Consider the following 22,844-nt stretch of genomic DNA (forward strand, 5'->3'; position numbering starts at 1 on the left):
TCACTTCGTGGGCGTTGCGAAGATGTTCGAGAACCAGTCGAGCTGTGCTTCCTGCTGGTACGCCTGCCCGCCTTCGTGTTCGTTGTAGGGGTAGACCTCGATGTCCTTCTGCTCGCTTCCGTAGTGGTTGTAGGCGGCGAACACTGTCGAGGGCGGACAGTTCGCGTCCATCAGCGCGACCGAGAACAGTGCGGGCGCGGTGGCCAGCCGGCCGAGATTGACGCCGTCGAAATAGCTCAGGGTGTTCAGCGCCGTGTCGACCTGGTGCCGGGAACCCTTCAGGTACTGCGCTATCTCGTTGTAGCGGCCGCGATCGGTGAGCTGCACGGCCCGCTGGAAATGGCACAGGAACGGTACGTCGGCAGCGCAGCCGCGCAACTCGATCCCGGCCAGCGGGGCCAACCCGGCCGTCGCGATCGCGATGCCACCGCCTTGGCTGACACCGGCCACGACCAACCGGTCCGGGTCGACGAACGGTGACGTCCGCGCGGCCTCGAGCGCCCGGACCGCGTCGATGTAGACGCGGCGGTAGTAGTACGTCTCTGGGTCCGTGATCCCCGACGTCAGGAACCCCGGCACGTGACTCAGACCGGCGTACGCGCTGTCGTCCGGCGTACTGCTGCCGCCCGACGTCCAGCCCTGACCGCGGGTGTCCGTGACGAAGTGGGCGTACCCGGCCTGAGCCCAGAAGTTGATCGCGTGCGGCAGGCCCCGGCCGCCGGAGTACCCGTGGTACTGAACGATCGTCGGCAGCGGACCGGTCGCGCCGGCCGGGACATGCAGCCAGCCCTTCACGGGCGAGCCGCCGAAGCCGGCGTACGTGACGTCGTAGGTGTCGATCACCGCGAGCTTGTTGTCGATCTCGGTGAACGAAGCGGACAGGTCGTCGGTGCGCGCCTTCTCGATCGAGCGGCGCCAGAACTCGACCAGATCGGCGGGAGCGGCCACCTCGGGCCGGTACTCGCGGAGCTTGTCGAGCGGAAGATCGAACATCGCCATCAGAAAGCCCTTCAGCTGTCGGGACGGACGACGGGCAGCCCGAGCCCGTTCGGCGCATTGGCGGTCAGGTGATCGGGCACGCGCTGTGCGACCAGCACGAACAACAGTCCGGCTGTCAGTACGTCGCTCGCGCGGCCCGCGAAGAATTCGGTCCAGGTCCCGCCGGCCGCCGTACCGGTGTCGAGCACCACCTCGGCGGCACGGCCCAGTGGTGAGTCGACCACCCCGGTGATCGCGACGGTCAACGCTCCGACAGCCTGCGACCGCCGGACGAATTCGAGCGCGGTCGTGTTGTGCCCCGACCGGATCACGGTCAGCGCGACATCGCCCTCGCCGAGCAGGCCGGCGCCGATCTCCGACGACTGCGGACCGTCGAAGAACCACACCGGAATCCCGATCCGCAGCAACCGGATGTACAACTCGCGAGCCGGGATCGCGTCGCCCCATTCACCGTAGATGTGAGTACGCCGGGCGCCCGCGATCGCGTCCGCGACCCGGGTCGCCGCGGCGAGGTCGATCGACGACAAGGCGTTCCGCAACGCGTTCGCCTGCGTCGAGGCGAGCACGTTCAGCACCTGCTCGGGCGGATCTGCCGGGCCGATCTCCGACCCGATGTCGCTCGCCCACCCGGCCTCCATTCCGCGGCCGACCTCCATCGCCAGCGCGGCCCGCAACGCCGGATAGCCGGCGTACCCGAGCTGCGTCGACAGCCGGGTGACCGCCGACGCCGAGGTCCGCGCGGCGTCGGCCAGTTTGGTGATCGACCCGCGCGCGACCTCGTCCGGGTTCGCCACGATCTGCTCGGCGACCCGCTGCATCGCACCGCTCAGGTCGGGCAGCGCCCGCCGCACCAGCTCCAGCGGGCTCGGACTGCCGGCTCGTTCCCCAGAGATCATGTGCCGCTCACTTGGCCAGCCCGAGGTCGGTGAGTTGCTTCTCGGCACCCTCGATGTACTTGCCGTAGCCGAACTTGTTCGTCAGATCGCTGACGAAGGCGTCGTACTGCGCCATCGGCTTCTTCCCGCTGATGAACTGGACCAGCTGCTCGTTCGAGTACCGATCGGCGTCGACCTGGTTGTACCCGTCGGGACTGACCACCAGGCTCGTGTAGGTGTCCAGCAGCGGCTGCTTCGCGGCGAAGTCGATCTCCTTCTTCTGGGCGGCGAACTTGATCCCGAGATACTCGCCCTCGTCCCGCCCGGTCACCTGGTAGAGCCAGAACCAGCCGCCATCGGTCGCCAGCTTCGGCGTCGGCTTCACCTTGCCATCGGCAAGCGTGTAGTGCGTGCCCTCGATGCCGTACGACACCAGCCGGTTGCCGGCCGCACCCGAGACGTACTCGAGGAACTTCATGACGTTCTTGAGCTTCCCCTCGTCCTTGCCGACCTTGGCCGGGATCGCATAGATCGACGCGAAGTTGTCGTCGTTGGCCATCGCGCCCGGGCCGCCCGGCCCGGCGAGCGGCGCGAGCTGGATCCACTGCGCACCCGGCTGCGCCTTCTTCGCGGACGCGGTGAACTCGGGCTTGGTCATCTGCGGCCAGCTCTGGCAGATGATGCCCGACTTGCCCTGCATCGCACGCTCCTGAGCCTGTGCAAGCGTGCTGCTGAGGAAGTCCGGGTCCACCACCTTCGCGCTGACCAGCTTGGAGATGTACGACAGCGCAGTCTTGGTGTCCGGGTCCTGGTAGCCGTTGACGATCTTGCCGTTCTCGACGTACTCCGCGCCGGGACCGCCGGTGCCGAACCCGCCCCACAGCGGCGCCCACGGGTCCGCGTCCTTGCCGCCGGTGATCCCGTACGTGTCCGGCTTGCCGTTCCCGTCCGGGTCCTTGGTGGTGAACGCGGTCGCGACCGCGAACAGGTCGTCGGTCGTCTTCGGGACACCCAGCCCGAGCTTGTCCAGCCAGTCCTTGCGGATCCAGTACGTGCTGTAGGCGTACTGCGGCCGCTTCACGACGCCGTACGTCTTGCCGTCCAGGATCGCGGCCTTCATCTGGTCCTTGCCGACGAACGACGTGTACTGCTTCAGATCCGTGTCCAGGTACTTCGACACGTCCAGCACCAGGCCCTGCTTGACGAACTGCTGGAGCCTGGAACGGTCGACCTGGAACAGATCGGGCGCGTCCCCGCCGGCCAGAGACGCCGACAGCTGGGCATAGTAGTCGTCACTCGAACCGACGGCGTTCAGCTTGATGTCCAGGCCGAGATCCTTCTTCAGCGCCTGGCCGATGACGTCATCCTTCGGCGGCGTCGCGCCGTACGAGATCTCACTGATCGACAACTCGGTGTCCGCGGCCCCGTCCGCGCTTCCTTCCCCCGACGAACAGGCCGTGAGCAGCAAAGCGCTCCCCAGGGCAACCGCAACAGCACTTCTGTACATCTCTACTCCTAGTTGACTTAGCCCTTCACGGAACCGAGCAGAACGCCCTTCTGGAAGTGCTTCTGCACGAACGGATACACGGCGATCATCGGGATCGCCGCCACCACGACAGCGGCCATCTGCACGGTCACCAACGGCAGGACGGCGTCAGCGTTCTCGGTCGCCTGCGAACGCGCGAGCAGGTTGCGGACCACCACCTGGAGCGGCAACAGATCCGGATCGCGGACGTAGAGGATGGCCTGGAAGAACTCGTTCCAGTGCGAGACCCCGTAGAACAGGCCGAGCGTGAGCATCACCGGCACCGAGAGCGGCAGGATCACCTGCACGAGGATCCGGAGCTCACCGGCGCCGTCGATCCGCGCCGCGTCGACGAGTTCCTCGGGGATGCCTTCGAAGAACGTCTTCATGATCAGCACGTTGAACACCGACACCGCGCCCGGCACGATCATCGCCCACACCGTGTCGAGCAGCCCAGTGGCCTTGACGATCAGGTATGTCGGGATCATCCCGGCGCCGAACACCGTCGTGAACAGCGCGATCAGCAGTACGGCGCTCCGCCCCGGCAGATCGCGGCGCGACAACGGATACGCCATCAACGTGGTGAGCAGCATGTTCAGCGCGGTGCCGACGACCGTGATGAACACGGTGACCGACAGCGCCCGCGGGATCGCGGGATCGGACAGCAGCTCGCGGTACGCGTCGAACGTGATCGCCCGCGGGATCACGATGTAGCCACCGTTGCGCAACACCTCGCCGTACGGCGTGATGGACGCGGCGACCACGAACAACAGCGGGAAGACGCAGACCACGGCCACCAGCGCGCAGGCGACGTACACGATCGCGTTGACGATCCGGTCCTCGCGGCTGCTGATCCGGGTGGTGCTCGGGGTCTTGGTCGGGGTCTTGATCCGGGTCCTGACGAGTGTCACCACAGCTGACCGTCCCAGCGCTTGGCGATCCGGTTGGCGGCCAGGATCAGCACCAGCCCGATGATCGACTTGAACAGACCCGCGGCCGCGGCCAGCGAGAAGTTGAGGTTCTCCAGGCCGGTCCGGAACACCCAGGTGTCGAGGATGTCGGCGACCGGGTAGACCTGCAGGTTGTAGAAGATGTAGATCTGCTCGAACCCGGCCTCCAGCACATGGCCGAGCCGCAGGACCAGCAGCAGGATGATGACGTTGCGGATTCCCGGCAGCGTGATGTGCCAGATCTGCCGCAGCCGGTTCGCGCCGTCGACCCGGGCGACCTCGTACCGGGACGGATCGATGGCGACCATCGCGGCCAGGTAGATGATCGCGCCCCAGCCCATGTCCTTCCACACCTCGGTCCCGACCAGCACCGAGCGGAACCAGTCGGTCGAGGTGAGGAAGCCGATGGTGTGGCCGGTCAGTTGCTCCAGCCAACGGTTCACCAGACCGGTGCTCTCGGACAGGAACGCGCCGGTGATGCCGAAGATGATCACCCAGGACAGGAAGTGCGGCATGTAGCTGAGCGTCTGCACCCAGCGCTTCATCCAGTTCAGCCGGCACTCGTTGAGCAACAACGCGAGCACCAGCGGAAGCGTCGTACCCCAGATGATCTTGTAGATCGACAGCAGGAAGGTGTTGCGAAGCAGCTGGCCGAAGTACGGCGATCCGAAGAGTTCGCGGAAGTGGCCGTACCAGGGGTGGATCCACGGGCTGGCGACGATGCCTTCGCCGAGCGAGTAGTCCTTGAACGCGATCACGATGCCGTACATCGGCGCGTACTTGTAGACCGCCAGATAGACGAGTGCCGGCAGCAACATCACGTACAGGACCCAGTACCGCCGGGCCCGGATCATGGCTGACACCAGCGCTGGATCGAGGACACGACGACCGCCATGAGCAGCAGTGGCGCAGCCGGGAAGACGAAGGTCAGACCGGTGGCCAACGCCAGCAACGCAAGGGTTTTGACGGTCGCCAGCGGGCTGCCGACGGCCAACCGGACGGACGCCACGAGGATCCGCGGCAGGGACATGTTGTAGCCGACCATCAGCGTGAAGGCGTACGACGCGATCGGAGCGACCAGCACCGCGGCGACGACCGTGCCGGTCGGCAGGAAGAGCGCGAGGAACAGCAACTGCAGCACGAACGCCTGCCGGAAGTTCTCCCGGAAGTACTTCAGGAACGATCGCGCCAACGGCGGCTCGAGGCCGCGGTTCCAGTCCCGGACGACACCGAAGACCGCCGCGGTGGCCGGGCCGGCGGTGACCACCGGCAGGCTCGCGACCAGCCAGAGCAGGTTGAGCGCGACGACGCGGGCGAACCGGTCCGCGGCGCTGTAGGCCCGGGACGCGAGTACATCGCCCGGAGATCTCGACCTCACACCAGTGCTCCTCTCGCGCTGCAGTAGACGGGAAGCGGGCCGACACAACCCACGCCCGGTGCAAAACCTTTGCGGCTCGCACTCCGCTTCCCGTCAGATCGCGCAAAAGATTAGCGACAACGCCAGCCCTTGCCTAGATCTCGTGCAAATGTTTTTCACCGACCCTCGCGACGTCACCAGCTCGGGCGGTCCGTCGCGGTCAGCTGACGCGGAAGACCGGCCAGGCGATTTCGGTTCTCCACGCCTGTTGATCGGGCGTGTCGCGAGGGCCGGCGACGTACGTCTCCTGGACCGGGCCGGCCACGGTGAGGGTGTGTTCGTGGACCCAGCTGGCGAGCTGGCCGTAGGTGACGTCGATATCGTCGTGCGGGCCGTGGTGGACGGTCGCCGCCAACTCGACCGCGGGCAGTTCGACGGGCCGTACCCGACCTCGGGACGGCGCTTCCGCGACCGGGTAGTAGACGAGGACCGTGCCGCGTCCGTCCGCGAAGAGCTCGTTGTCGTAGTGCCCGCCGGGTGGACCGAGAGGTTCGGGTACGGCGGCGTCGAGCTCGGCCATCGCGCCGTCGTACCACTGCAGAACGTCGTCCACGGCAACCACATCGGTGATCCCGGCAACCAACCTCGCCGGCTCCGATCGCAGCTCCACCTCGAGCTCGCCGGGATCCGGTCGGAGCAAGCGCTGCAGGGATGTCACCGCCGCCCGGGTCCGATCGAGCGATGTCTGCAACCGGTCGAGATGCGCCGCGATCAGCACCGACCGCTTGTCCGGGTCGGCACTCGCCACGATCTTTCCGACGTCGACCAGTGGTACGTCGAGTTCGCGCAACTGGTGGATCACCTGCGCGAGTGGGATCTGCTCCGTCGCGTAGTACCGGTACCCGCTCGATGCGTCCACCGACGCCGGCTCGAGCAATCCGCTCTCGTGGTACCGCCGCAGAGTTCGCACGCTCAGATGCGTCGCCCGCGCGAACTCACCGATCGTCAGCCCCCGGCTCATGACGCACACAATGCACCCTCTCCCCACGGGAGAGTCAACTCCTTGACCCTCCCCCGCCGAGAGCGTCCACGGTGGACGGCATGGACTTGAAAGACCGCCGAGCCGTCGTCACCGGCGCCAGCAAGGGAACCGGCGCAGCCATCACCACGCTCCTGCGGGCCCGCGGTGCGACCGTACTCGGCGTCGCCCGCACCGCACCACCCGACGCCGGCCAGTTTGCCACCGCCGACCTCACCACGATCGACGGCACCGCTGACGCCGTCGAGTCGATTCGCACCACCCTGGGTACGCCGGACATCGTCGTCCACACACTCGGCGGATCGAGCAGTCCAGCCGGCGGCTTCGCCGTACTCGACGACTCGCTCTGGGACGCCGAACTGCAGCTCAACCTCCTCGCCGCTGTTCGCCTCGACCGGGCGCTACTGCCGGCGATGATCGAGGCCGGGTACGGCGCCGTCGTGCACGTCTCGTCCATCCAGCGCCGGATGCCGTTGCACGAGGCAACACTCGGGTACGCCGCGGCGAAGGCGGCGCTCACCACCTACAGCAAGGGGCTGTCCAACGAGGTCGCCGGGCACGGGATCCGCGTCAACGTCGTCTCCCCCGGCGCCATCCAGACCAGCGGTGCCGACCATCTCGTGGAGCGGATCGCCACCGCCCGCGGCATCGACCACGAGCAGGCGTGGCAGCAGGTCCTCGCCTCGCTCGGCGGCGTACCGCTGCAACGCCCCGCCCAACCGGCCGAGGTGGCCGAACTCGTCGCGTTCCTCGTCTCGGACAAGGCCGGCGCGATCACCGGCGCCGAACACACCATCGACGGCGGCACCGTCCCCACCCTCTGAGAAGGAGCACCCATGACCACGTTGCCCGAGCCCATCACGCAGTACCTCGCCAGCCACATCGCCCGCGACGTCGACACCGCGATGTGGTACGCCGACGACGCCAAGGTCACCGACGAAGGCCAGACGCACCACGGACGCAACGAAATCCGCGCCTGGCTGCAAAGCGCCGGCACCGAGTACACCTACACGACCGAACTCACCGCCGTACGCCAGATCGACGACCACACCTACGTCGCCACCCACCACCTCGAAGGCAACTTCCCCGGAGGCACCGCCGACCTCGACTTCACCTTCACCCTGACCAACAACCACATCACCACCCTCACCATCGCCTGAGGCAACTCAGCTACAGGAGTTCTCACAGCGTGGGCATAGGCGGGTGGTGGCTATGGCCAGTAGGCGGTGGGTGGGGATCGGGCGTCGGCAGAGTTCGCAGAGGCCGAAGGTGCCTCGGGCGAGGCGGAACAGGGCGGCGTCGATCTCGGCGAGGGCGCGCCTGGCGCCGGTGGTCAGCGTCGCTCGGACCTCGGCCGCCGCAGGGCACGACACGTCCACCTCGTACGCGAGGCTGATCAGTTGTTCGAGGCGGAACTCCCGCGCCTGCTCGAGCTCATGGCGGAACCACGCTATGTCGAGTGAAACACCGCCACCTGGGCCGACCTCTGCCGGCATGTGATCCGACACCACCATCGAGCAATCTCCTCATCCGCTGAGGCGCAGGCCACCCAGGTACCCACCCGAACTCGCGCCGACGCACCCCCGCTCGCCGTCGAATAGTTTGTCGAGTGCGAATTAGAAATAGGCCCTTGACAAATTATTCGGCGCGATGCGAACCTCGGCTGCAGCAGCGATCACGAGGCTTCTGCGGCGAAGGGATCACAGGGTGAGCGAGCGGTCCGGAACCAGAACGCGGGGGCGGATGTCGTTCGGTGCCCGCCTGCTGCGCGACTACCCGGTGCTGCTGCTGGCGGTCCCGGGGATGGTGATCATCCTGGCGTTCCAGTACTACCCGCTGTACGGCAACGTCATCGCCTTCCAGGACTTCCAGCCGTACCTCGGGATCGGCAAGAGCCTGTGGAACGGGGTGGAGAACTTCGCGGTCATCGTCAACGGTGATCCGGAGTTCCTGAACGCGGTGAAGAACACGCTGATCCTCACCCTGATCCAGACCGTGATCGTGTTCCCGGCCCCGATCGTGGTCGCGATCACGCTGCACACCCTGTTGTCGAACAGGCTCCGGCAACTGGTGCAGTCGATCCTCTACCTTCCGCACTTCATGTCCTGGGTGATCGTGGTCGCGATCTTCCAGCAGGTACTCGGCGGAACGGGCATGATCAACAACTGGTTGCGCAGCCACGGCATGGATCCGGTGCACATCATCGGGAACGCGGAGGCGTTCCGCGCCCTGCTCACCTCACAGGTGATGTGGAAGGACACCGGCTGGGCGACGATCCTCTTCCTGGCGGTGCTGTCGCAGATCGACCGCTCGCTCTACGAGGCCTCGGCGGTCGACGGTTCGAGCCGCTGGCAACAGATCCGGTACGTCACGCTGCCGGGCCTGAAGCCGATCATCATCCTGCTGCTGATCCTCAAGCTCGGCGACTCGCTGTCGGTCGGCTTCGAGCAGATCATCCTGCAGCAACCCGCGGTCGGGACCGGGGCCAGTGAGGTCCTCGACACCTACGTCTACAACAACGGCATCCTCGGCGGCGCCTGGGGAGTCTCGGCGGCGGTCGGACTGGTCAAGGGGATCATCGGCCTCGCGCTCGTCCTCGCGGCCAACAAGATCGCCCATCGCCTCGGCGAAGAAGGGATCTACCGCGGATGACCACCCTGACACCGACGAAGCCTCCGACCACACCCACCGCCGCTCCGACGAAACCGGGACGTCATGCGGTGATCGACGGAATGCCCCGGCCCGGAATGCCGGAACGGGTGGTCAAGGGGATCTTCCTGACCGTCATCAGCGCGTTGGTGGTGCTCCCGTTCATCTCGGTGATCTCCACCAGTCTGGCGACCCCCGAGGAAGTGACCCGGGCCGGCGGCTTCGTGATGTTCCCGAAGCACGGCATCGACCTGTCGGCGTACCGATCGATCTTCGCCGGCGGGACGGTGACTCGGGCGCTGCTGGTGAGCGGCTTCGTCACGGTCGTCGGCACCGCGATCTCGATCGTCCTCACCTGCACACTCGGATGGGCGCTGAGCCGGCGCGGAACCCTTGGCAACAAGGCTTTGCTGATGCTGGTCCTGGTCAGCCTGCTCTTCAATCCGGGTCTCATCCCGACCTATCTCGTGGTCCAGCAGCTCGGTCTGCTGGACAGCCTGTGGTCGGTGATCGTCCCGACGTGTGTCAGCGCGTTCAACGTCATCGTCGTACGGTCGTTCTTCGCGGGGCTGCCGGCCGAGATCCTCGACGCCGCCCGCGTCGACGGCGCGTCGGAGTGGCGGATGTTCCGACACATCGGGCTGCCGTTGTCCAAGGCGGTCGTCGCCGTGATCGGACTCTTCTACGGCGTCGGCTACTGGAACAGCTTCTTCAACGCACTGCTCTATCTCAACGACGCCGGCAAATGGCCGCTGCAGCTTGTACTGCGGACCTATGTCGTGAACGGTGTCGAACTCGGCGGCCAGGATCTCGGGCTGGGAGCCGAATCCGTACCACCGCAGACCACGATCCAGATGGCGATCCTGATGATCTCCGTCGTCCCGATCCTCTGCGTCTACCCCTTCATCCAGCGGCACTTCGCCAAGGGCGTCCTGACCGGCGCCGTCAAAGGCTGACCGCGCAAACTCCGTTGTCTCACCCGTCACTGTGGGAGGTTCACCCATGTCGATTGTCGACGCGCAGTCGTTGTCCCGAAGGGCTCTGCTTGGCGCGGGCGCAGCCATCGGATTGTCCGGTGTCATGTCCGGGTGCTCCAACGCGGGCCGCGGCGGGGGTGCCGGAGGCAACGACACCGGGTCGAAGGAGAAGGTCCGTCCGGCGTACGTCCGGTACGACGGGGTCAAGGCCGACCTCGCCGGCGAGAAGTACGGCATTCCCGACGGCTTCCTCCGCTACCCCGCCGACCCGGTGCAGGCGATCGCCGATCGGCCCGGTGACGGCAAGCCGATCGAGGTGATGACCAACACCAACACCCCGATCCCGCCGAACGTCACCCAGAACGCGTTCTGGCAGCAGTTCAACGAGCGGGTCGGTTCACCGGTGCGCCTCAATCTCACCCCGTCGGTCGACTACGACGAGAAGTTCGCGACCGCGGTCGCCGGCGGCAAGCTCGGGGACCTGTTCATGATCGGCAACGTGCCGCAGAAGCCGCAGATGCTCGCGGCCAAGGCGGTCGACCTGACTCCGCATCTGGCCGGCGACAAGATCACGAAGTACCCCTACCTGGCCAATCTGCCCGAGACCAGCTGGAACTCGGCGATCTTCGACGGCAAGATCTACGGCGTCCCGATCCCCCGCGGCGCGATCAGCTCGCAGGTGCTGTACGCCCGCAAGGACATCCTCGACGCGCAGGGGCTCCCGGCCACGCTGAAGAGCGCCGACGACTTCGTTGCCCTCTGCAAAGAGCTCACCGACAAACGGAAGAACCGGTTCGCGCTCGCGGATCTGCCGACCCAGTTCGTGCAGAACATGTTCGGCATCGCGAACGGCTGGCGCGAGGCCGACGGCAAACTCGTCAGCAACAACGAGGATCCGGCGCAGCAGGAGGCACTCACGCTGGTCCAGAAGCTCTGGAAGTCCGGCTACATCCACCCCGACGCGTTCACGAGCCAGAACCAGGACCGCAAGACGCGCTTCGGCAACGGCACCGGACCGTTGGTGCTGGCAACGTTCAGCGGCTGGCCGACCTATCTGCAGACGATGGAGGAACAGGCCGAGATCGCGATCATCGCCCCGCCCGCGCACGACGGGTCGGGCCCCGGCCACACCTGGATGGGCGCCCCGAGCCTGTCCGTCACGGCCGTGAGCAAGACGGCCGAGGACCGGGTCGAGACGATGCTCGCGTACCTGAACTACCTGGCCGCTCCGTTCGGGACCAGCGAGTACCTGTTCCGCAAGTACGGCATCAAGGGCATCGACCACCGGGTGTCCGACGGGAACCCGGTACTGACGCAGAAGGGTTTCAGCGAGACCCAGCTCGCCCTGCAGTACCAAGCCGACGGTCCGTGGGCGATCTTCCTGCCCGAGCGGAAAGGCAGTACGGAGGCCTGTTTCAACGCCATGAAGGAGATCTGCCCCGAGGCCGAGACCAACCCCGTCGACGGCATGTACTCCGAGACGCAGAGCCGCAAGGGTGGTCAGATCAACCGCGACCTCAACGCCGTGACCAGCGACATCATCCAGGGCCGGAAGCCGGTGTCGGCCTGGGCACCGGCGGTCAAGAAGTGGAAGAGCTCCGGCGGCGACAAGATCGCCGAGGAGCTGTACGCCGCCTACAAGGCGTCCCGCTGAACACCATTGCTGGAGGAGCCGACTCGATGAGCCGACCGAACATCATCTATTTCCACACCCACGACACCGGGCGCTACATCGAGCCGTACGGCGCCCCGATTCGTACCCCTCGACTGCAGGAGTTCGCCGAGGAGTCGGTGGTGTTCCGGAACGCGCACTCGGTCGCGCCGACCTGTTCCCCGAGTCGCGCCGGTCTGCTGACCGGCCAGTGGGCCCACTCCTCCGGCATGCTGGGTCTGACGCACCGCGGGCACGGGCTCAAGGACTACGACCAGCACCTGATCCACACCCTGCACCGGAACGGCTACACCTCGGCGCTGGTCGGTGTCCAGCACGAGGCGACCGGTCCGGAGGCGGCAACGAGGATCATCGGCTATCACGAGGACCTGCCGGTCGACAGTGATCTCGCACCAGCCCGTCGCGAGGCGGCTGTGCGCTACCTGCGGCGCAACCACGAGCAGCCGTTCTTCCTCTCGATCGGCCTGAACGAGACGCACACCATGGCGCGCTCGGAGTGGCTCTTCGGTCATCCCGCCGAAGACGATCGCTGGACCGCCCCCGCCCCGACGATGCCTGACACCGCTGTCACGCGGCACGACATGGCGTTGTTCCAAGCGGCCGCTTCACAGGTGGACCAGACACTTGGCGCGGTGCTGGACACACTGCGCGAAGAAGGCCTGGCGGAGAACACGATCGTCCTCGTCACGACGGACCACGGTCTGGCGATGCCGGGGATGAAGTGCACGCTCGGGGCGACAGGCACCGGAGTCATGATGATGCTCCGCGGCCCCGGCCTGCCTGCCGGCCTCGCCGTCGACTCGTTGGTCAGCCAGATCGATGTGTTCCCCACTCTGTGCGCTCTGCTCGACATCGATCCGCCGCCGTGGCTGCAGGGGCGATCGCTGTTGCCGACGCTCGTGGGTCGATCGGTCCGCGACGAGACGTTCGCCGAGATCACGTACCACGCGGCCTACCAACCGCAGCGGGCCATCCGGACCGATCGGTGGCTGTACATCCAGACCTTCGACGACCAGAACCGGCCGAATCTGCGCAACGTCGACGCCTCGGCCAGCAAGAGCCTGTGGGTCGATGCGGGTTATGCCGACCAGCCGGTGCCGACCGTGCGGTTGCACGACCTGATGTTCGATCCACACGAGATCCGCAATCTCGCAGACTGCCCGACCTCAGCGGAGACACGTGCTGATCTGGCCGAGCGACTGGAGCGGTGGATGATCGAGACCGACGACCCGCTACTGCTCGGCCCGGTCCCGCCACCTCAGTCCCCGGTGGGCTTGTCGAACCAGGGGTAGGTAGTCGCTTGTCCTATGATCCAACGGTGGCTTCCCGCACGGTGCGCACTGAGCTCATGGTGCGTCAGCGCAATGTGACGGCGTCGGCGATCATGCGTGCGGTCCTTCGCGAGGGACCTTCCGGCCGGAAGGGTCTGGCGTCGACGACCGGTGTCACCTTCACGACGATCACGAAGACCGTCACAGAGCTGATCGAACTCGGTGCGCTGACCGAGTCGGCACGTCTCGCGCCGCAGGGCGCCGGCCGACCCGTCGTACCGCTCGATGTTCCTGGGCGGGACCGGCTGGTGGTCGGTGCGCACCTGCATCCCGAGAGCACGTCCTGCGGGGCGTTCACACTGCGCGGCGAGTTGGTGGAGTTGCGCAACGCGCCGGCCCAAGGCCGCACCCAGGACGAGCGGATTGCCGAAGCGGTCCAGTTGATCGGCGAGGTCGTCGATGAGGTCGGCGCGGCCGCGGTACTGGGCATCGGGGTGACGACGCCCTGGGCCGAGGTCCATCACGGCCAGCCGCCGCCGCTGGTGGCAGACGTCGATTCCGACGAGCTCCTCAAAGGCCTTCGGGAACGACTCCCCCAGCCGATCCGGGTGGAGCCGAACGTGCGCGCGCTGGCGCTCGAGCACTACTGGTGGGGCGGCGGCGGAGACGACGTACTCACGGTGCTCGTAGGCCGCTCGGTCCGCGTGGCCCAGATGCGTGGCGGCGAACTGGTGGGCGACGGTCCGGACGCCGGCGGTCTGGTGTCCCACATCGTCGTACCGGGATCCGAATTTCCCTGCGAGTGCGGGCAGGTCGGCTGCGTGAAGGCGACCTGCACGGACGACGCCCTGGTACGGCGTGCCGTCGACGCCAAGCTGCTCCCAACCGGTTCGGTGCAGCGCGATCTCTATCCGGACGAGGACACGGAGCAGTTGCGGCGCCTGCGGCAGGATCGGGCAGCGGAACTCGGCCGCGTCGTCCCGCTCATCATGAGTCTGGTCGCACCCGGCGAGACCACGATCCGTGGCAGGGTCGGCACCGAGGACGAGATTTCGACGTGTATCGAGGCGATCCGGCTGCGGTACCGCGAACTGGTCGGCCGCGAGGCGAGCGTCCGGTATTACGACGAGAGTCGCCGTGGCTACTGGGCGCATGCCTCGGCCGCCCTCGCTCTGGACAGCTACCTCGCGTCCCCGCTGGAACACGAGGCGGACCGGTCCTCCCGAGACACCGCCGACCCCGCGAATCGGCCGTCGAAAAACTGATCCTCCGACGACCGCTCCAGGCGCGGCAGGCGGTGCTTACATGGAGGTGTGGGGGACGATCGGGACGAGATTCTCGAAGTCGGGAAGGCTTCGGGACGGAGGCGCCGACGGACCGGCTGGGTTCTGGTCCTGGTACTACTACTCACTCTGCTCGTCCTCCGCGCCGCGGCGGATCGACCTCGCCATCGGGCCGTGCCGGCTCCCGGCCCGTCCGCGATGATCAGCAGGAACTCGCACGGACCGCCGGCGCGCACCTGGCCGACGGCGGCCGGCGCTTGCGGGGCGGACACCCTGCTGCCGATCGTGTCGAGTGCGCCACCGGCCGAGCGCACCGGGATCCAGGTTCTGCTCGGCGGCACCCACCTGCGACTCGTCGACTTCGACAGTGGCCTCGCGACAACGTTGCCTGACGCAATCGTCCGTCCCGGCGAGTACGCCGATGTGCTCACCGGCGACCCGATCACGGCGTACGCGACCACCGCGTCGTGCAACGACGCGGCTCCCTACGCGATGGTGCGCGTCGGCGTCAACCACCGGGTCAGTGTCATCCGCCCACTCGCTCCCAACGAGTCCGCGCTGACCGATGGCCATCACGTCTGGATCACCTCGGCCGCCGCCGGCATCAACTCGCCGTACGGGACGATCTCTCCGGTCACGGGAGGGAAACGGGTGCGCCTGCCGCTCGGCTTCGCCCCGTCCGCGATCGTCGGCGACACGCTCGTCGGACAGCTGCGGCCCGATCCGGGGATCTCGCCGACCTGGCTCGCGCTGGTCGACGCACGCACCGGCCGGTTGCAGGCAAAGCTGGAGCTGAACGCGGAACCGCTGGCCGCCGGCGCGGGCCAGGTCATCTGGACGAACGGCTGCGACGCCGCAGCACCGTGCACGCTGCGCCGTCTCACGCTCACCGGCGGGGACATTGCCGCCTACCCGCTCCCGCGCCCCGTGTGCTGCGGTGTCCTGAGCCCAGACGGTACGGCGGTCGCCTTCCTGCTCGAGCACCCGTCGACCGACCCGCTGCCGCCTGCGGACATCGCTACCCTGCAGCTCACCACCGGCCGGCTGACCGTCGTACCGGGCATTGAACTCCCCGCCAGGTCCGAGCCCGGCCTGACCTTCGCCGACCACGACTGGTTGGTGATCGCCCTCGATGCGGGGTCCGACACCCGCCTCCTCGCGTGGCGCCCCGGTCTACCGCAACCCTACGAATCGAACCCGGTCCCGGGCGTCGTCCAGGACGCCCCGACCCCGGTCGTCATCGGCCACTGAACCAACCCAGCTTTTGCGTATCCGACCTGCCCTTACGTGAGTACAGTTCTTCAGGGCGTGTTCAGAGGGAGGGAGTGGGCATGGATCTGCGGCTTGCGGGGAAAGTGGCGGTCGTGACCGGGGCCAGTCGGGGGATCGGGCTCGCGGTGGCGACGGCGTTGGCGGCTGAAGGCGTCAAGGTGGTCGCCGGGGCGCGGTCGGGAAGTGCCGAGCTCGACGGGCTGGCCGTGACGTATGACGCCCGGGTGGTTCGGGGTGATCTGACGACGCCGGACGGTCCGCAGGAACTCGCGGCCGCGGCGGTCGACGCCTTCGGTGGGATCGACATCCTGGTCAACAACGCCGGTGCGGTGCGTCCTCGGCTCGATGGCTTTCTGGCGATCGACGATGCCGAGTGGGAGTGGGCGCTGAACATCAACTTCCTCGCGGCGGTCCGCACCACCCGCGCCGTACTCCCCCATCTGCTGAAGAATCCGACCTCGTCCATCGTGACGGTCTCATCCGTCAACGCCTTCCTGCCGGATCCCGGCGTGCTGGACTACAGCGCGGCGAAGGCGGCGCTCAGCAACTTCTGCAAGTCGCTGTCGAAGGAGTTCGGGCCGCGCGGCGTCCGCGTCAACTGGGTCAGCCCCGGGCCGGTGCAGACCGACCTCTGGCTCGGCGACCGCGGCGTCGCGGCGACCGTCGGCCGGGCGGCCGGTCTCGACCCGGAAGAGGTGGTCAAGCAACAAGAAGCCCAGGGCGCGACCGGCCGGTTCACGCGCCCCGAGGAGGTCGCCGACCTGGTGACGTTGCTGGCGACAGACCGGCTGGGCAACCTCACCGGCAGCGACGTGGTCATCGACGGCGGCCTGATTCAAACGCTGTAGTTGCGCAGCCGCGCCTTCGCACCTCTCTCCACGAACAACGGTACGAAGTCCCGGATCGGGACGTCGTCGAACTCGGGGCGGGACTGACTGACGACCTCGGCGACGTGATCCGCGGGCACCCCCGGGAACTGCCTGGCCAACCGATCGATCACCTGCGCGATCGCGCGGTCCTCCTCTGACCTGTTCATCCATCCACGATGGCGCCCGCCCCACGCCGCAAACCCGTTTGGCAAATTTTGAGACATCCACCGGGCGAGAATTCAGCTATGCGAATCATGGTGCGAGTCAGACCCGGTGCGTCGCGCACCGCCGTCGGCGGCCGGTACGACGGTCCGGGCGGCAACGTGCTCGCCTGAACGCGCCATAGGTTTCAGCTCGAATTGCGCGGAAACTGAACCTTATGCAGTCTCTTCTGCCTTCGGCGTCCGGAATGGACAGCGGCCGGATTTTGCGAGACGTACTCGTTCCGGTAGTCGCACAAGGCGCGGTCCTGCGGAGGCCGCGGGTCGGTGTACTCGCGGAGCGGCTTCGGGTCGACGACCGGGCATTGCGTTGTGTCCAGCAACTGCGGAGCCGGTACGGCGATGGGCCTGTGCTGCTGCGGATCCGTGATCACACGCTTGCTCTCGTGCTCGCCGCCGACGACGTGCACCGGTTGCTGGCCGAGACGCCCGAGCCGTTCGCCGCCGCAACCGGTACGAAGATGGGCGCCCTGACGCACTTCCAACCCCACGCGGTTCTCATCACCAACTCGCCGCTGCGCGGTCCGCGCCGGGAGCTGAACGAGCAGGCGCTCGGCACTCACTCCCCCGTACATCGCCACGGTCACCGGTTCGCCGAGGTGGTCCGCCAGGAGCTCGACGATCTGCACGGCACTCTCGGGTGGAGCGAGTTCCGCGCGCTCTGGTCCCGCGTCGTACGGCGTGTAGTGCTCGGAGACACCGCCCGCGACGACGTGGAGCTCACCGCGCAACTCGACCAGCTCCGGGCGGACGCGAACTGGGCACAGTTCGGCGCGAACCATGACGAGATCCGCAATCGCTTCCTGAGCTCGCTGACGCAGTACGTCGACCACGCCGAGGCCGAGAGCCTCGTCGCGAGCCTGGATCGAGGCCCCGACACGCTCGATCCGGCCGGTCAGGTACCGCACTGGCTGTTCGCCTTCGACGCCGTTGGGGTCGCGCTCTGGCGGCTCTTCGCCGTGCTCGGCACGCATCCGTCCGCGGTCGAACCACTGCTCACGGAGGCACGTCACCCGGAGGCCTCTCCGCTGTTGGCGGAGGCCGGCGCCGCGGTGCAGGAGTCGATCCGGCTCTGGCCGACGACCCTGGTCGTACTGCGTCAGGCGGGCGAACCGACTGTCTGGCGGAATCGGATCGCGCCGGCCGGGACCGAGTTCGTGATCGTCAGCTCGGTGTTCCATCGCGACGACACCGCACTCGACTTCGCCAACCGGTTCGAACCGTCCGTCTGGTTGGACGGCCGCACCGACGGCGCGTGGCCGATCATCCCGTTCAGCGAAGGCCCGGCGGGGTGTCCCGGGCAGAACGTCGTACTCCTCACCGCCGGGACCGCGGTCAGTCATGTCGCAGCCCAGTACGACCTCGACGTCGATCCGACTACCCGCGCTCACCTGACCGACCCGCTGCCCCGAACGTTCAATCACGCCTCCGTCCGCATCGGTTTCTGGCGCCGGTCGGCGACCTGACCTGCCGGGTCTTTGTTTGCCGCGGTGCCGAGCCGGGCACCGCGAAGGCAGCCTGCTCAACTGAGCAGCACGGGGTGGGGAGGATCGGAATGGCCGTCGGCGGGGTTGACACCTACTACGACTACGACGAGCAGCAATGGAAGTTCCGTCGTCTCGGGGGCGGGCCGGTCCATGACACGCCCGTCTGCCCGACGCCGAGGCACGGTGCCGGTATCGACGAGGCCGAGAGCACGGCACCGGAGTCTCACTCCCTGCTGCCGAGCCCGGGCACAAGGTCGGCTGCCGGCAGCGGCGTGCGTTGAGAAAGATCTGAGTGTGCGGATGCCGCATTCCGGGCACCGGACGGGGGACGGGGTTGAACGGTGCCGAGTGTCAGGAGACAACGGCAATGGATCGCACGGTGGTGGTCGAGCGGCTTGCCAGGCTGGTGGCGGCCACTGATCCCGATGACCGGCTCCCCCAACAGCTCTGCGAGACCTGCACGGAACTGGTCGGCGGCCAGGGCGGTTCGATCACGATCAACACCGATGACGACACCGCCCGGGTGACGCTCGCCGCGACGAACCAGGTGGCGGCCCGGCTGGAGAGCCTGCAGGACGTGCTCGGCGAAGGACCGTGCCGAGAGGCCTACCGCCAGGGCGAGCCGGTGGTCACCGATCTGATGGACGCGGTCAGCACGCTCTGGCCGGAGTTCACCCGATCCGCCACCGAGACCGCCGGCGCGATCACCCTGTACTGCTTCCCGATCCGGCCGGTCGGCCATCTGCTGGGGACCTACAGCGTCTACACGTACGGCGCCCTGCGCGAACCCGACGACCTGCTCCAGTTCCTCGCCAACGTGATCGGCGTCGCCCTGCTGCGCAACGTCGCCGCTGCACGGCTGGACGGGGTCCTGAGCGCGCGAACCGTGGTGTACCAGGCGACCGGCATGGTGTCGGTACAGCTGGACACCTCACCGGAGAACGCCCTGACGACCCTGCGGGCGCACGCGTTCACCCACAACACCACCGTGGACGACATCGCCCAGCAGATCGTCGACCGCGAACTGGACTTCCGTCCCGCCGAAGAATGACTTCCGTCCACCGAAGATCAGGACGGCAACGCATGATGGACCAGCCGCCAGAGCCCCTCACCCGGCGACTGGCCAGTCAATGTTGGGTCCTCCCGGTGGCGGCGGGGCACCGCCTCCACCTACTGCCACTTGACCCACTCTTCGGGTGCCCGCCAGCGCCCAGCGGTATGCGCCCCTTCCCAAACATTTCCTGTGCCGGCCCGGCCGCGTCATCGCAGGGGTACGTCGGTGACGACCGCGTAGTGGTCTGACGGGGGGCGGCCGTGGTCTTCGTCGAAGCCTGCGAGGCGGGCGGAGGTCGCGGTCATGCCGCCGGTGAAGATGTAGTCGATGCGGTGCTCCTCGAGCCACTCGCCGCGGCGGAGATGCGGATTACGGGAGCTGTACGTCGCGCCGTCGTACGCCGTCGGTTGCCAGCAGTCGTCGAGTACGGCGAGCAGCGGCTGCAGCTCGGGATGTCCGGGCGGCGTGTTCAGATCACCGGCAACCACCACGTCGTCGCCACCGGCATCCCCAAGCCGAGGTGTACGTCGGGGTTCGAGTCCGCCGGCATCCGGGACAGGGCGAAGGCGGACTCCATGCCCAGTTCGAAACCGAGCTGACTGGTCTGCCGCTGCCCGTCGGACTGCCACGTCGCCTGCAACGCGACGAACTCGGGCCGTTGCGCCCGAACCGTCCTCGCGATCGCGCGCTGCCGCCGCATCCAGCTGTCCCCGAAGCGTCCCCAGACGTTCCACGTCATGAACCGCATGACCATCGCACCTTCCGTCTATAGGTCCTCCCGGTACCCCAGATCGGTGCTTCTGAGCCGCACCGGACGCCGTAAATGAACAACTCTCAGGCAGACTACGTACCGATGGGAGGCTCGCTTTGTCCACTCCGGTAGGTATCGCGGACGCGTTCGAGCTGGGTGAGCCGCGTGGTGGGCTCGTTCACATCAGGCGCGGCGACGCTGACGCGTGGCGGCTCGACACGACGCGTGGGAGCTACTTCGTCAAGGGATACCTTCCAGGCGCTGGCGAACCGCTCGCGACCGCGATGGACTTCGAGCGGCTCGCGCTCGAGGCGGGCGTGGACATGGCCGAGCCGATCAGGCCGGCCGATCCGCTAGTGGGCTGGGTGACGCGCGTCGACGGCCGGCTGTTTCGGGTGTACCGCTGGATCGAGGACACAACGTCGGGCCAAGACATCTCAACCTGGCTTGGCGAAACGATGCGGCACGTTCATCGCTTGCAGCCGCTCGGCCCGGTCGGGCTGCCCGAGTGGTGGCGGCCCCGGTCCCCCACGGTCAGGGAAGGCTGGCTTGCAAAGGCCCGCGAGCGTGGCGCGTCATGGGCGGATCTGTACGACGCCACGGTCCCGCACATCAATGCGATCAGCACACGCATCTCGGAGGTCTGCGATAGTGCACCTGACGTTGTGACGACGCATGGCGACTTCAAGACCCACAACATCGTCGTGTCTGCGTCCGGCCCCGTCTTGGTCGACTGGGACAGCGTCCGGACCGACAGTGCCGCCCTCGAGGCGGGACGTACCGCCTACATCTTCGGCGCCGGCGAGCCCGAGCGGATCCGCACGATCCTCGCCGCGTACGTCGCGGCGGGTGGTGATCTCGGATGGGCCGGACCCGATCTCTTCCTCAGCGTGACCCGGCACCACCTCCAGGTCCTCGCCGACCTGATCCGGGTCTCTCTCGACGAGGCCCCCGCCGCCCGCTGGATGGGCCAGCCGATCGAGACCGCCGTCACCACAATACTGAAGGACCTCACCAGGACGACCAACCACCTGACCAGCCTCGGGATTTCGTCTTGATTCCTCTTTTTCGCAAGTAGGACTGTGGTGGCTCTTGTCGTGTCAGAGAAAGGTCCTGCCGTGCCCAGCTCCCGACGACCGAACCTGCTGTTCATCCTCGCCGATCAATGGCGGAGCAGCGCCTTCGGCTGTCTCGGACAGGATCCGGTGATCACGCCGCACCTCGACGATCTCGCCGCCGATTCGGTCATGCTGACCAATGCCGTCAGCAACTATCCCGTCTGCAGTCCGTACCGGGCGATGCTGATGTCCGGCCAGTACCCGTTCCGCAACGGCGTACCGCTGAACATCAACTCGCTCACCGCGCCGCTCGGAGTCGGGCTGCGACCTGACGCCAACTGCTGGTCGGACGTCCTGCAAGCCGAGGGCTACTACCTCGGGTACGTCGGCAAGTGGCACCTGGACCCGCCCACTGCAGAGGACGCGATCCACGGCGAGGGCGTTCGCGAAGGGTGCGTGTGGGACGCCTACACGCCGTCCGACCGCCGGCACGGGTTCGACTTCTGGTACTCGCACGGCTGCTGCGACGACCACCTGCGACCGCACTACTGGGTGGGCGACGCCGCACGTGAGGCGCCGACCACGATCGACGCCTGGTCGCCGGAGCACGAGACCGAGGTCGCGCTCGACTTCCTCCGCGACGCCGGCCGGCGTTCCCGTGACGAGGACGTGCCGTTCGCCCTGACGATGTCCTACAACCCGCCGCACCAGCCGTTCGACACCGTGCCGTCGCGCTACCTCGACAAGTACCGGCATCTCTCCGCCGACGAACTCCTCGTCCGCCCGAACGTCCAGGACGAATCGGGTGACGCGGCAACCATCGCCGCGCAGTACTTCGCCGCGATGACCGGCGTCGACGAACAGATCGGCCGCCTGCTCGACACCCTCGACGCCGAAGGCCTGACCGACGACACCATCGTGGTCTTCACGTCCGACCACGGCATGCAACTCGGCAGCCACGGCCTGATGTTCAAGAACGTCTGGTACGACGAGTCGCTGCTCGTCCCGTTCCTCCTGCGCTGGCCCGGCCGGGTCCCGCCACGAACCGACGACCTGCTGCTGAGCGCCCCCGATGTCGCGCCGACGCTGCTCGGACTCCTCGGCTCCGCAGTCCCCGACGAGATGCAGGGCCGGAACCTCGCGGAAGCCCTACAGGGCAAGGCAGTCGACCGGCCCGACCGTGCCGTCTACCTCCGTCCCGCCGGCGGCTTCGAGGACACATCCGAGGACACCCGCGGCTTGCGAACACACGACCGAACCCTGGTCGTCCAGCGGGCAGCCGACGGGACCGAGCGGATCCGGCTGTACGACCTCGCGCAGGACCCGTACCAGCGTGAGGACGTCGCCGCGCAACGACCGGCCGAGGTGGAGTCGCTGAAGGCCGCCCTCCGCGAAGAACTGCTGCGGTGCAACGACCCGTGGGTGTGACCCACAAGAAGGGGGGGGGGGGGGGCGCGCCCGGGCCCCAGGGGGGGGGGGCATACGTGGACCTGGTTGTTGGTGATGGTGATGGTCCACTCGCCGGCGTGGAGGGC

At 67.4% G+C, this 22,844-nt stretch carries 24 protein-coding genes; 13 read left to right on the forward strand and 11 right to left on the reverse strand.

Going from position 1 to position 22,844, the window contains the following annotated elements:
* The 7 genes from ACWGID_RS24720 to ACWGID_RS24750 all read right to left on the reverse strand — a co-directional run bounded on the left by ACWGID_RS24720 (nt 1) and on the right by ACWGID_RS24750 (nt 6,727).
* Nucleotides 1-999, reverse strand: coding sequence for an acetylxylan esterase (locus ACWGID_RS24720; protein WP_452200261.1), 999 nt, complete (start codon nt 997-999; stop codon nt 1-3).
* Nucleotides 1,000-1,010: 11 nt separating this feature from the next.
* Nucleotides 1,011-1,895, reverse strand: a complete 885-nt coding sequence (locus tag ACWGID_RS24725) for a MurR/RpiR family transcriptional regulator (RefSeq protein ID WP_452200262.1) — start codon at nt 1,893-1,895, stop codon at nt 1,011-1,013.
* A gap of 7 nt (nt 1,896-1,902) precedes the next feature.
* The gene (locus ACWGID_RS24730) at nt 1,903-3,381 is read right to left on the reverse strand and encodes an extracellular solute-binding protein (protein WP_452200264.1); all 1,479 of its coding nucleotides are present in this window, start codon (nt 3,379-3,381) and stop codon (nt 1,903-1,905) included.
* 17 nt (nt 3,382-3,398) lie between these two features.
* Complete coding sequence (locus ACWGID_RS24735) at nt 3,399-4,310, reverse strand: carbohydrate ABC transporter permease (protein WP_452200266.1); 912 nt, start codon at nt 4,308-4,310, stop codon at nt 3,399-3,401.
* Nucleotides 4,307-5,203, reverse strand: coding sequence for an ABC transporter permease (locus ACWGID_RS24740; RefSeq protein WP_452200507.1), 897 nt, complete (start codon nt 5,201-5,203; stop codon nt 4,307-4,309). The genes ACWGID_RS24735 and ACWGID_RS24740 overlap by 4 nt, the downstream gene beginning before the upstream one ends.
* Complete coding sequence (locus ACWGID_RS24745) at nt 5,200-5,727, reverse strand: DUF624 domain-containing protein (RefSeq protein ID WP_452200268.1); 528 nt, start codon at nt 5,725-5,727, stop codon at nt 5,200-5,202. Before ACWGID_RS24745 ends, ACWGID_RS24740 begins: the two co-directional genes overlap by 4 nt.
* Nucleotides 5,728-5,926: 199 nt before the next feature.
* Nucleotides 5,927-6,727 carry a MerR family transcriptional regulator gene (locus ACWGID_RS24750; RefSeq protein WP_452200270.1) on the reverse strand — a complete coding sequence of 267 codons (801 nt, stop codon included), beginning with the start codon at nt 6,725-6,727 and terminating at the stop codon, nt 5,927-5,929.
* 80 nt (nt 6,728-6,807) lie between these two features.
* Between ACWGID_RS24750 and ACWGID_RS24755 the strand changes: the two genes are divergently transcribed.
* Together ACWGID_RS24755 and ACWGID_RS24760 are read left to right on the forward strand one after the other, a co-directional pair.
* Entirely contained in the window at nt 6,808-7,569 is a 762-nt protein-coding gene (locus ACWGID_RS24755) for an SDR family oxidoreductase (RefSeq protein ID WP_452200272.1), read from the forward strand.
* A 12-nt stretch (nt 7,570-7,581) separates the two neighbouring features.
* On the forward strand, nt 7,582-7,905 hold the full coding sequence (locus tag ACWGID_RS24760; RefSeq protein WP_452200274.1) for a nuclear transport factor 2 family protein: 324 nt from the start codon (nt 7,582-7,584) through the stop codon (nt 7,903-7,905).
* Between the two features lie 6 nt (nt 7,906-7,911).
* On the opposite strand, the gene ACWGID_RS24765 is transcribed toward ACWGID_RS24760, so the two are convergent.
* Complete coding sequence (locus ACWGID_RS24765; protein WP_452200276.1) at nt 7,912-8,259, reverse strand: TraR/DksA family transcriptional regulator; 348 nt, start codon at nt 8,257-8,259, stop codon at nt 7,912-7,914.
* A gap of 193 nt (nt 8,260-8,452) precedes the next feature.
* On the opposite strand from ACWGID_RS24765, the gene ACWGID_RS24770 reads away from it, so the two are divergent.
* The 7 genes from ACWGID_RS24770 to ACWGID_RS24800 all read left to right on the forward strand — a co-directional run bounded on the left by ACWGID_RS24770 (nt 8,453) and on the right by ACWGID_RS24800 (nt 16,717).
* A complete protein-coding gene (locus ACWGID_RS24770) occupies nt 8,453-9,397 on the forward strand; it encodes an ABC transporter permease (protein WP_452200278.1) in 945 nt (314 codons plus the stop codon).
* A complete protein-coding gene (locus ACWGID_RS24775; RefSeq protein WP_452200280.1) occupies nt 9,394-10,350 on the forward strand; it encodes a carbohydrate ABC transporter permease in 957 nt (318 codons plus the stop codon). Before ACWGID_RS24770 ends, ACWGID_RS24775 begins: the two co-directional genes overlap by 4 nt.
* Nucleotides 10,351-10,396: 46 nt before the next feature.
* Nucleotides 10,397-12,025 (forward strand): extracellular solute-binding protein, encoded by a 1,629-nt coding sequence (locus ACWGID_RS24780; protein ID WP_452200282.1) that lies wholly within the window; start codon nt 10,397-10,399, stop codon nt 12,023-12,025.
* Between the two features lie 26 nt (nt 12,026-12,051).
* Nucleotides 12,052-13,335: a sulfatase family protein gene (locus ACWGID_RS24785; RefSeq protein ID WP_452200284.1), complete on the forward strand. Its 1,284-nt coding sequence runs from the start codon at nt 12,052-12,054 to the stop codon at nt 13,333-13,335.
* A 26-nt stretch (nt 13,336-13,361) separates the two neighbouring features.
* Entirely contained in the window at nt 13,362-14,579 is a 1,218-nt protein-coding gene (locus ACWGID_RS24790; RefSeq protein WP_452200286.1) for an ROK family protein, read from the forward strand.
* Nucleotides 14,580-14,627: 48 nt separating this feature from the next.
* Nucleotides 14,628-15,848 (forward strand): hypothetical protein, encoded by a 1,221-nt coding sequence (locus tag ACWGID_RS24795; RefSeq protein ID WP_452200288.1) that lies wholly within the window; start codon nt 14,628-14,630, stop codon nt 15,846-15,848.
* An 80-nt stretch (nt 15,849-15,928) separates the two neighbouring features.
* On the forward strand, nt 15,929-16,717 hold the full coding sequence (locus ACWGID_RS24800; protein WP_452200290.1) for an oxidoreductase: 789 nt from the start codon (nt 15,929-15,931) through the stop codon (nt 16,715-16,717).
* On the opposite strand, the gene ACWGID_RS24805 is transcribed toward ACWGID_RS24800, so the two are convergent.
* Nucleotides 16,705-16,905, reverse strand: coding sequence for a three-helix bundle dimerization domain-containing protein (locus ACWGID_RS24805; RefSeq protein ID WP_452200292.1), 201 nt, complete (start codon nt 16,903-16,905; stop codon nt 16,705-16,707). The two genes, ACWGID_RS24800 and ACWGID_RS24805, sit on opposite strands and share 13 nt — an antisense overlap.
* A gap of 212 nt (nt 16,906-17,117) precedes the next feature.
* On the opposite strand from ACWGID_RS24805, the gene ACWGID_RS24810 reads away from it, so the two are divergent.
* Together ACWGID_RS24810 and ACWGID_RS24815 are read left to right on the forward strand one after the other, a co-directional pair.
* A complete protein-coding gene (locus tag ACWGID_RS24810; RefSeq protein WP_452200294.1) occupies nt 17,118-18,425 on the forward strand; it encodes a cytochrome P450 in 1,308 nt (435 codons plus the stop codon).
* 388 nt (nt 18,426-18,813) lie between these two features.
* Entirely contained in the window at nt 18,814-19,497 is a 684-nt protein-coding gene (locus ACWGID_RS24815) for a GAF and ANTAR domain-containing protein (RefSeq protein WP_452200296.1), read from the forward strand.
* A 209-nt stretch (nt 19,498-19,706) separates the two neighbouring features.
* Here the strand turns inward: ACWGID_RS24815 and ACWGID_RS24820 are convergent, their stop codons facing one another.
* Both ACWGID_RS24820 and ACWGID_RS24825 read right to left on the reverse strand, forming a co-directional pair.
* Nucleotides 19,707-19,991, reverse strand: coding sequence for an endonuclease/exonuclease/phosphatase family protein (locus ACWGID_RS24820; RefSeq protein WP_452200298.1), 285 nt, complete (start codon nt 19,989-19,991; stop codon nt 19,707-19,709).
* Complete coding sequence (locus ACWGID_RS24825; RefSeq protein ID WP_452200300.1) at nt 19,970-20,248, reverse strand: endonuclease/exonuclease/phosphatase family protein; 279 nt, start codon at nt 20,246-20,248, stop codon at nt 19,970-19,972. Before ACWGID_RS24825 ends, ACWGID_RS24820 begins: the two co-directional genes overlap by 22 nt.
* Nucleotides 20,249-20,367: 119 nt before the next feature.
* Here ACWGID_RS24825 and ACWGID_RS24830 point away from each other — a divergent pair, with 119 nt between their 5' ends.
* Together ACWGID_RS24830 and ACWGID_RS24835 are read left to right on the forward strand one after the other, a co-directional pair.
* Complete coding sequence (locus ACWGID_RS24830; RefSeq protein WP_452200302.1) at nt 20,368-21,309, forward strand: phosphotransferase; 942 nt, start codon at nt 20,368-20,370, stop codon at nt 21,307-21,309.
* Nucleotides 21,310-21,369: 60 nt separating this feature from the next.
* Nucleotides 21,370-22,737: a sulfatase family protein gene (locus ACWGID_RS24835; protein WP_452200304.1), complete on the forward strand. Its 1,368-nt coding sequence runs from the start codon at nt 21,370-21,372 to the stop codon at nt 22,735-22,737.
* Nucleotides 22,738-22,844: the final 107 nt, after the last annotated feature.

This window comes from Kribbella sp. NPDC054772, assembly GCF_053611945.1.

Bases quoted from the DNA above. Each gene is read 5' to 3' on its own strand.
- ACWGID_RS24760 (WP_452200274.1), top strand. From the start codon at position 7,582: ATGACCACGTTGCCCGAGCCCATCACGCAGTACCTCGCCAGCCACATC.
- ACWGID_RS24765 (WP_452200276.1), bottom strand. From the start codon at position 8,259: ATGGTGGTGTCGGATCACATGCCGGCAGAGGTCGGCCCAGGTGGCGGT.
- ACWGID_RS24755 (WP_452200272.1), top strand. From the start codon at position 6,808: ATGGACTTGAAAGACCGCCGAGCCGTCGTCACCGGCGCCAGCAAGGGA.
- ACWGID_RS24730 (WP_452200264.1), bottom strand. From the start codon at position 3,381: ATGTACAGAAGTGCTGTTGCGGTTGCCCTGGGGAGCGCTTTGCTGCTC.
- ACWGID_RS24780 (WP_452200282.1), top strand. From the start codon at position 10,397: ATGTCGATTGTCGACGCGCAGTCGTTGTCCCGAAGGGCTCTGCTTGGC.
- ACWGID_RS24825 (WP_452200300.1), bottom strand. From the start codon at position 20,248: ATGCGGTTCATGACGTGGAACGTCTGGGGACGCTTCGGGGACAGCTGG.
- ACWGID_RS24810 (WP_452200294.1), top strand. From the start codon at position 17,118: ATGCAGTCTCTTCTGCCTTCGGCGTCCGGAATGGACAGCGGCCGGATT.
- ACWGID_RS24720 (WP_452200261.1), bottom strand. From the start codon at position 999: ATGGCGATGTTCGATCTTCCGCTCGACAAGCTCCGCGAGTACCGGCCC.
- ACWGID_RS24800 (WP_452200290.1), top strand. From the start codon at position 15,929: ATGGATCTGCGGCTTGCGGGGAAAGTGGCGGTCGTGACCGGGGCCAGT.
- ACWGID_RS24750 (WP_452200270.1), bottom strand. From the start codon at position 6,727: ATGAGCCGGGGGCTGACGATCGGTGAGTTCGCGCGGGCGACGCATCTG.
- ACWGID_RS24740 (WP_452200507.1), bottom strand. From the start codon at position 5,203: ATGATCCGGGCCCGGCGGTACTGGGTCCTGTACGTGATGTTGCTGCCG.
- ACWGID_RS24815 (WP_452200296.1), top strand. From the start codon at position 18,814: ATGGATCGCACGGTGGTGGTCGAGCGGCTTGCCAGGCTGGTGGCGGCC.
- ACWGID_RS24725 (WP_452200262.1), bottom strand. From the start codon at position 1,895: ATGATCTCTGGGGAACGAGCCGGCAGTCCGAGCCCGCTGGAGCTGGTG.
- ACWGID_RS24805 (WP_452200292.1), bottom strand. From the start codon at position 16,905: ATGAACAGGTCAGAGGAGGACCGCGCGATCGCGCAGGTGATCGATCGG.
- ACWGID_RS24775 (WP_452200280.1), top strand. From the start codon at position 9,394: ATGACCACCCTGACACCGACGAAGCCTCCGACCACACCCACCGCCGCT.
- ACWGID_RS24785 (WP_452200284.1), top strand. From the start codon at position 12,052: ATGAGCCGACCGAACATCATCTATTTCCACACCCACGACACCGGGCGC.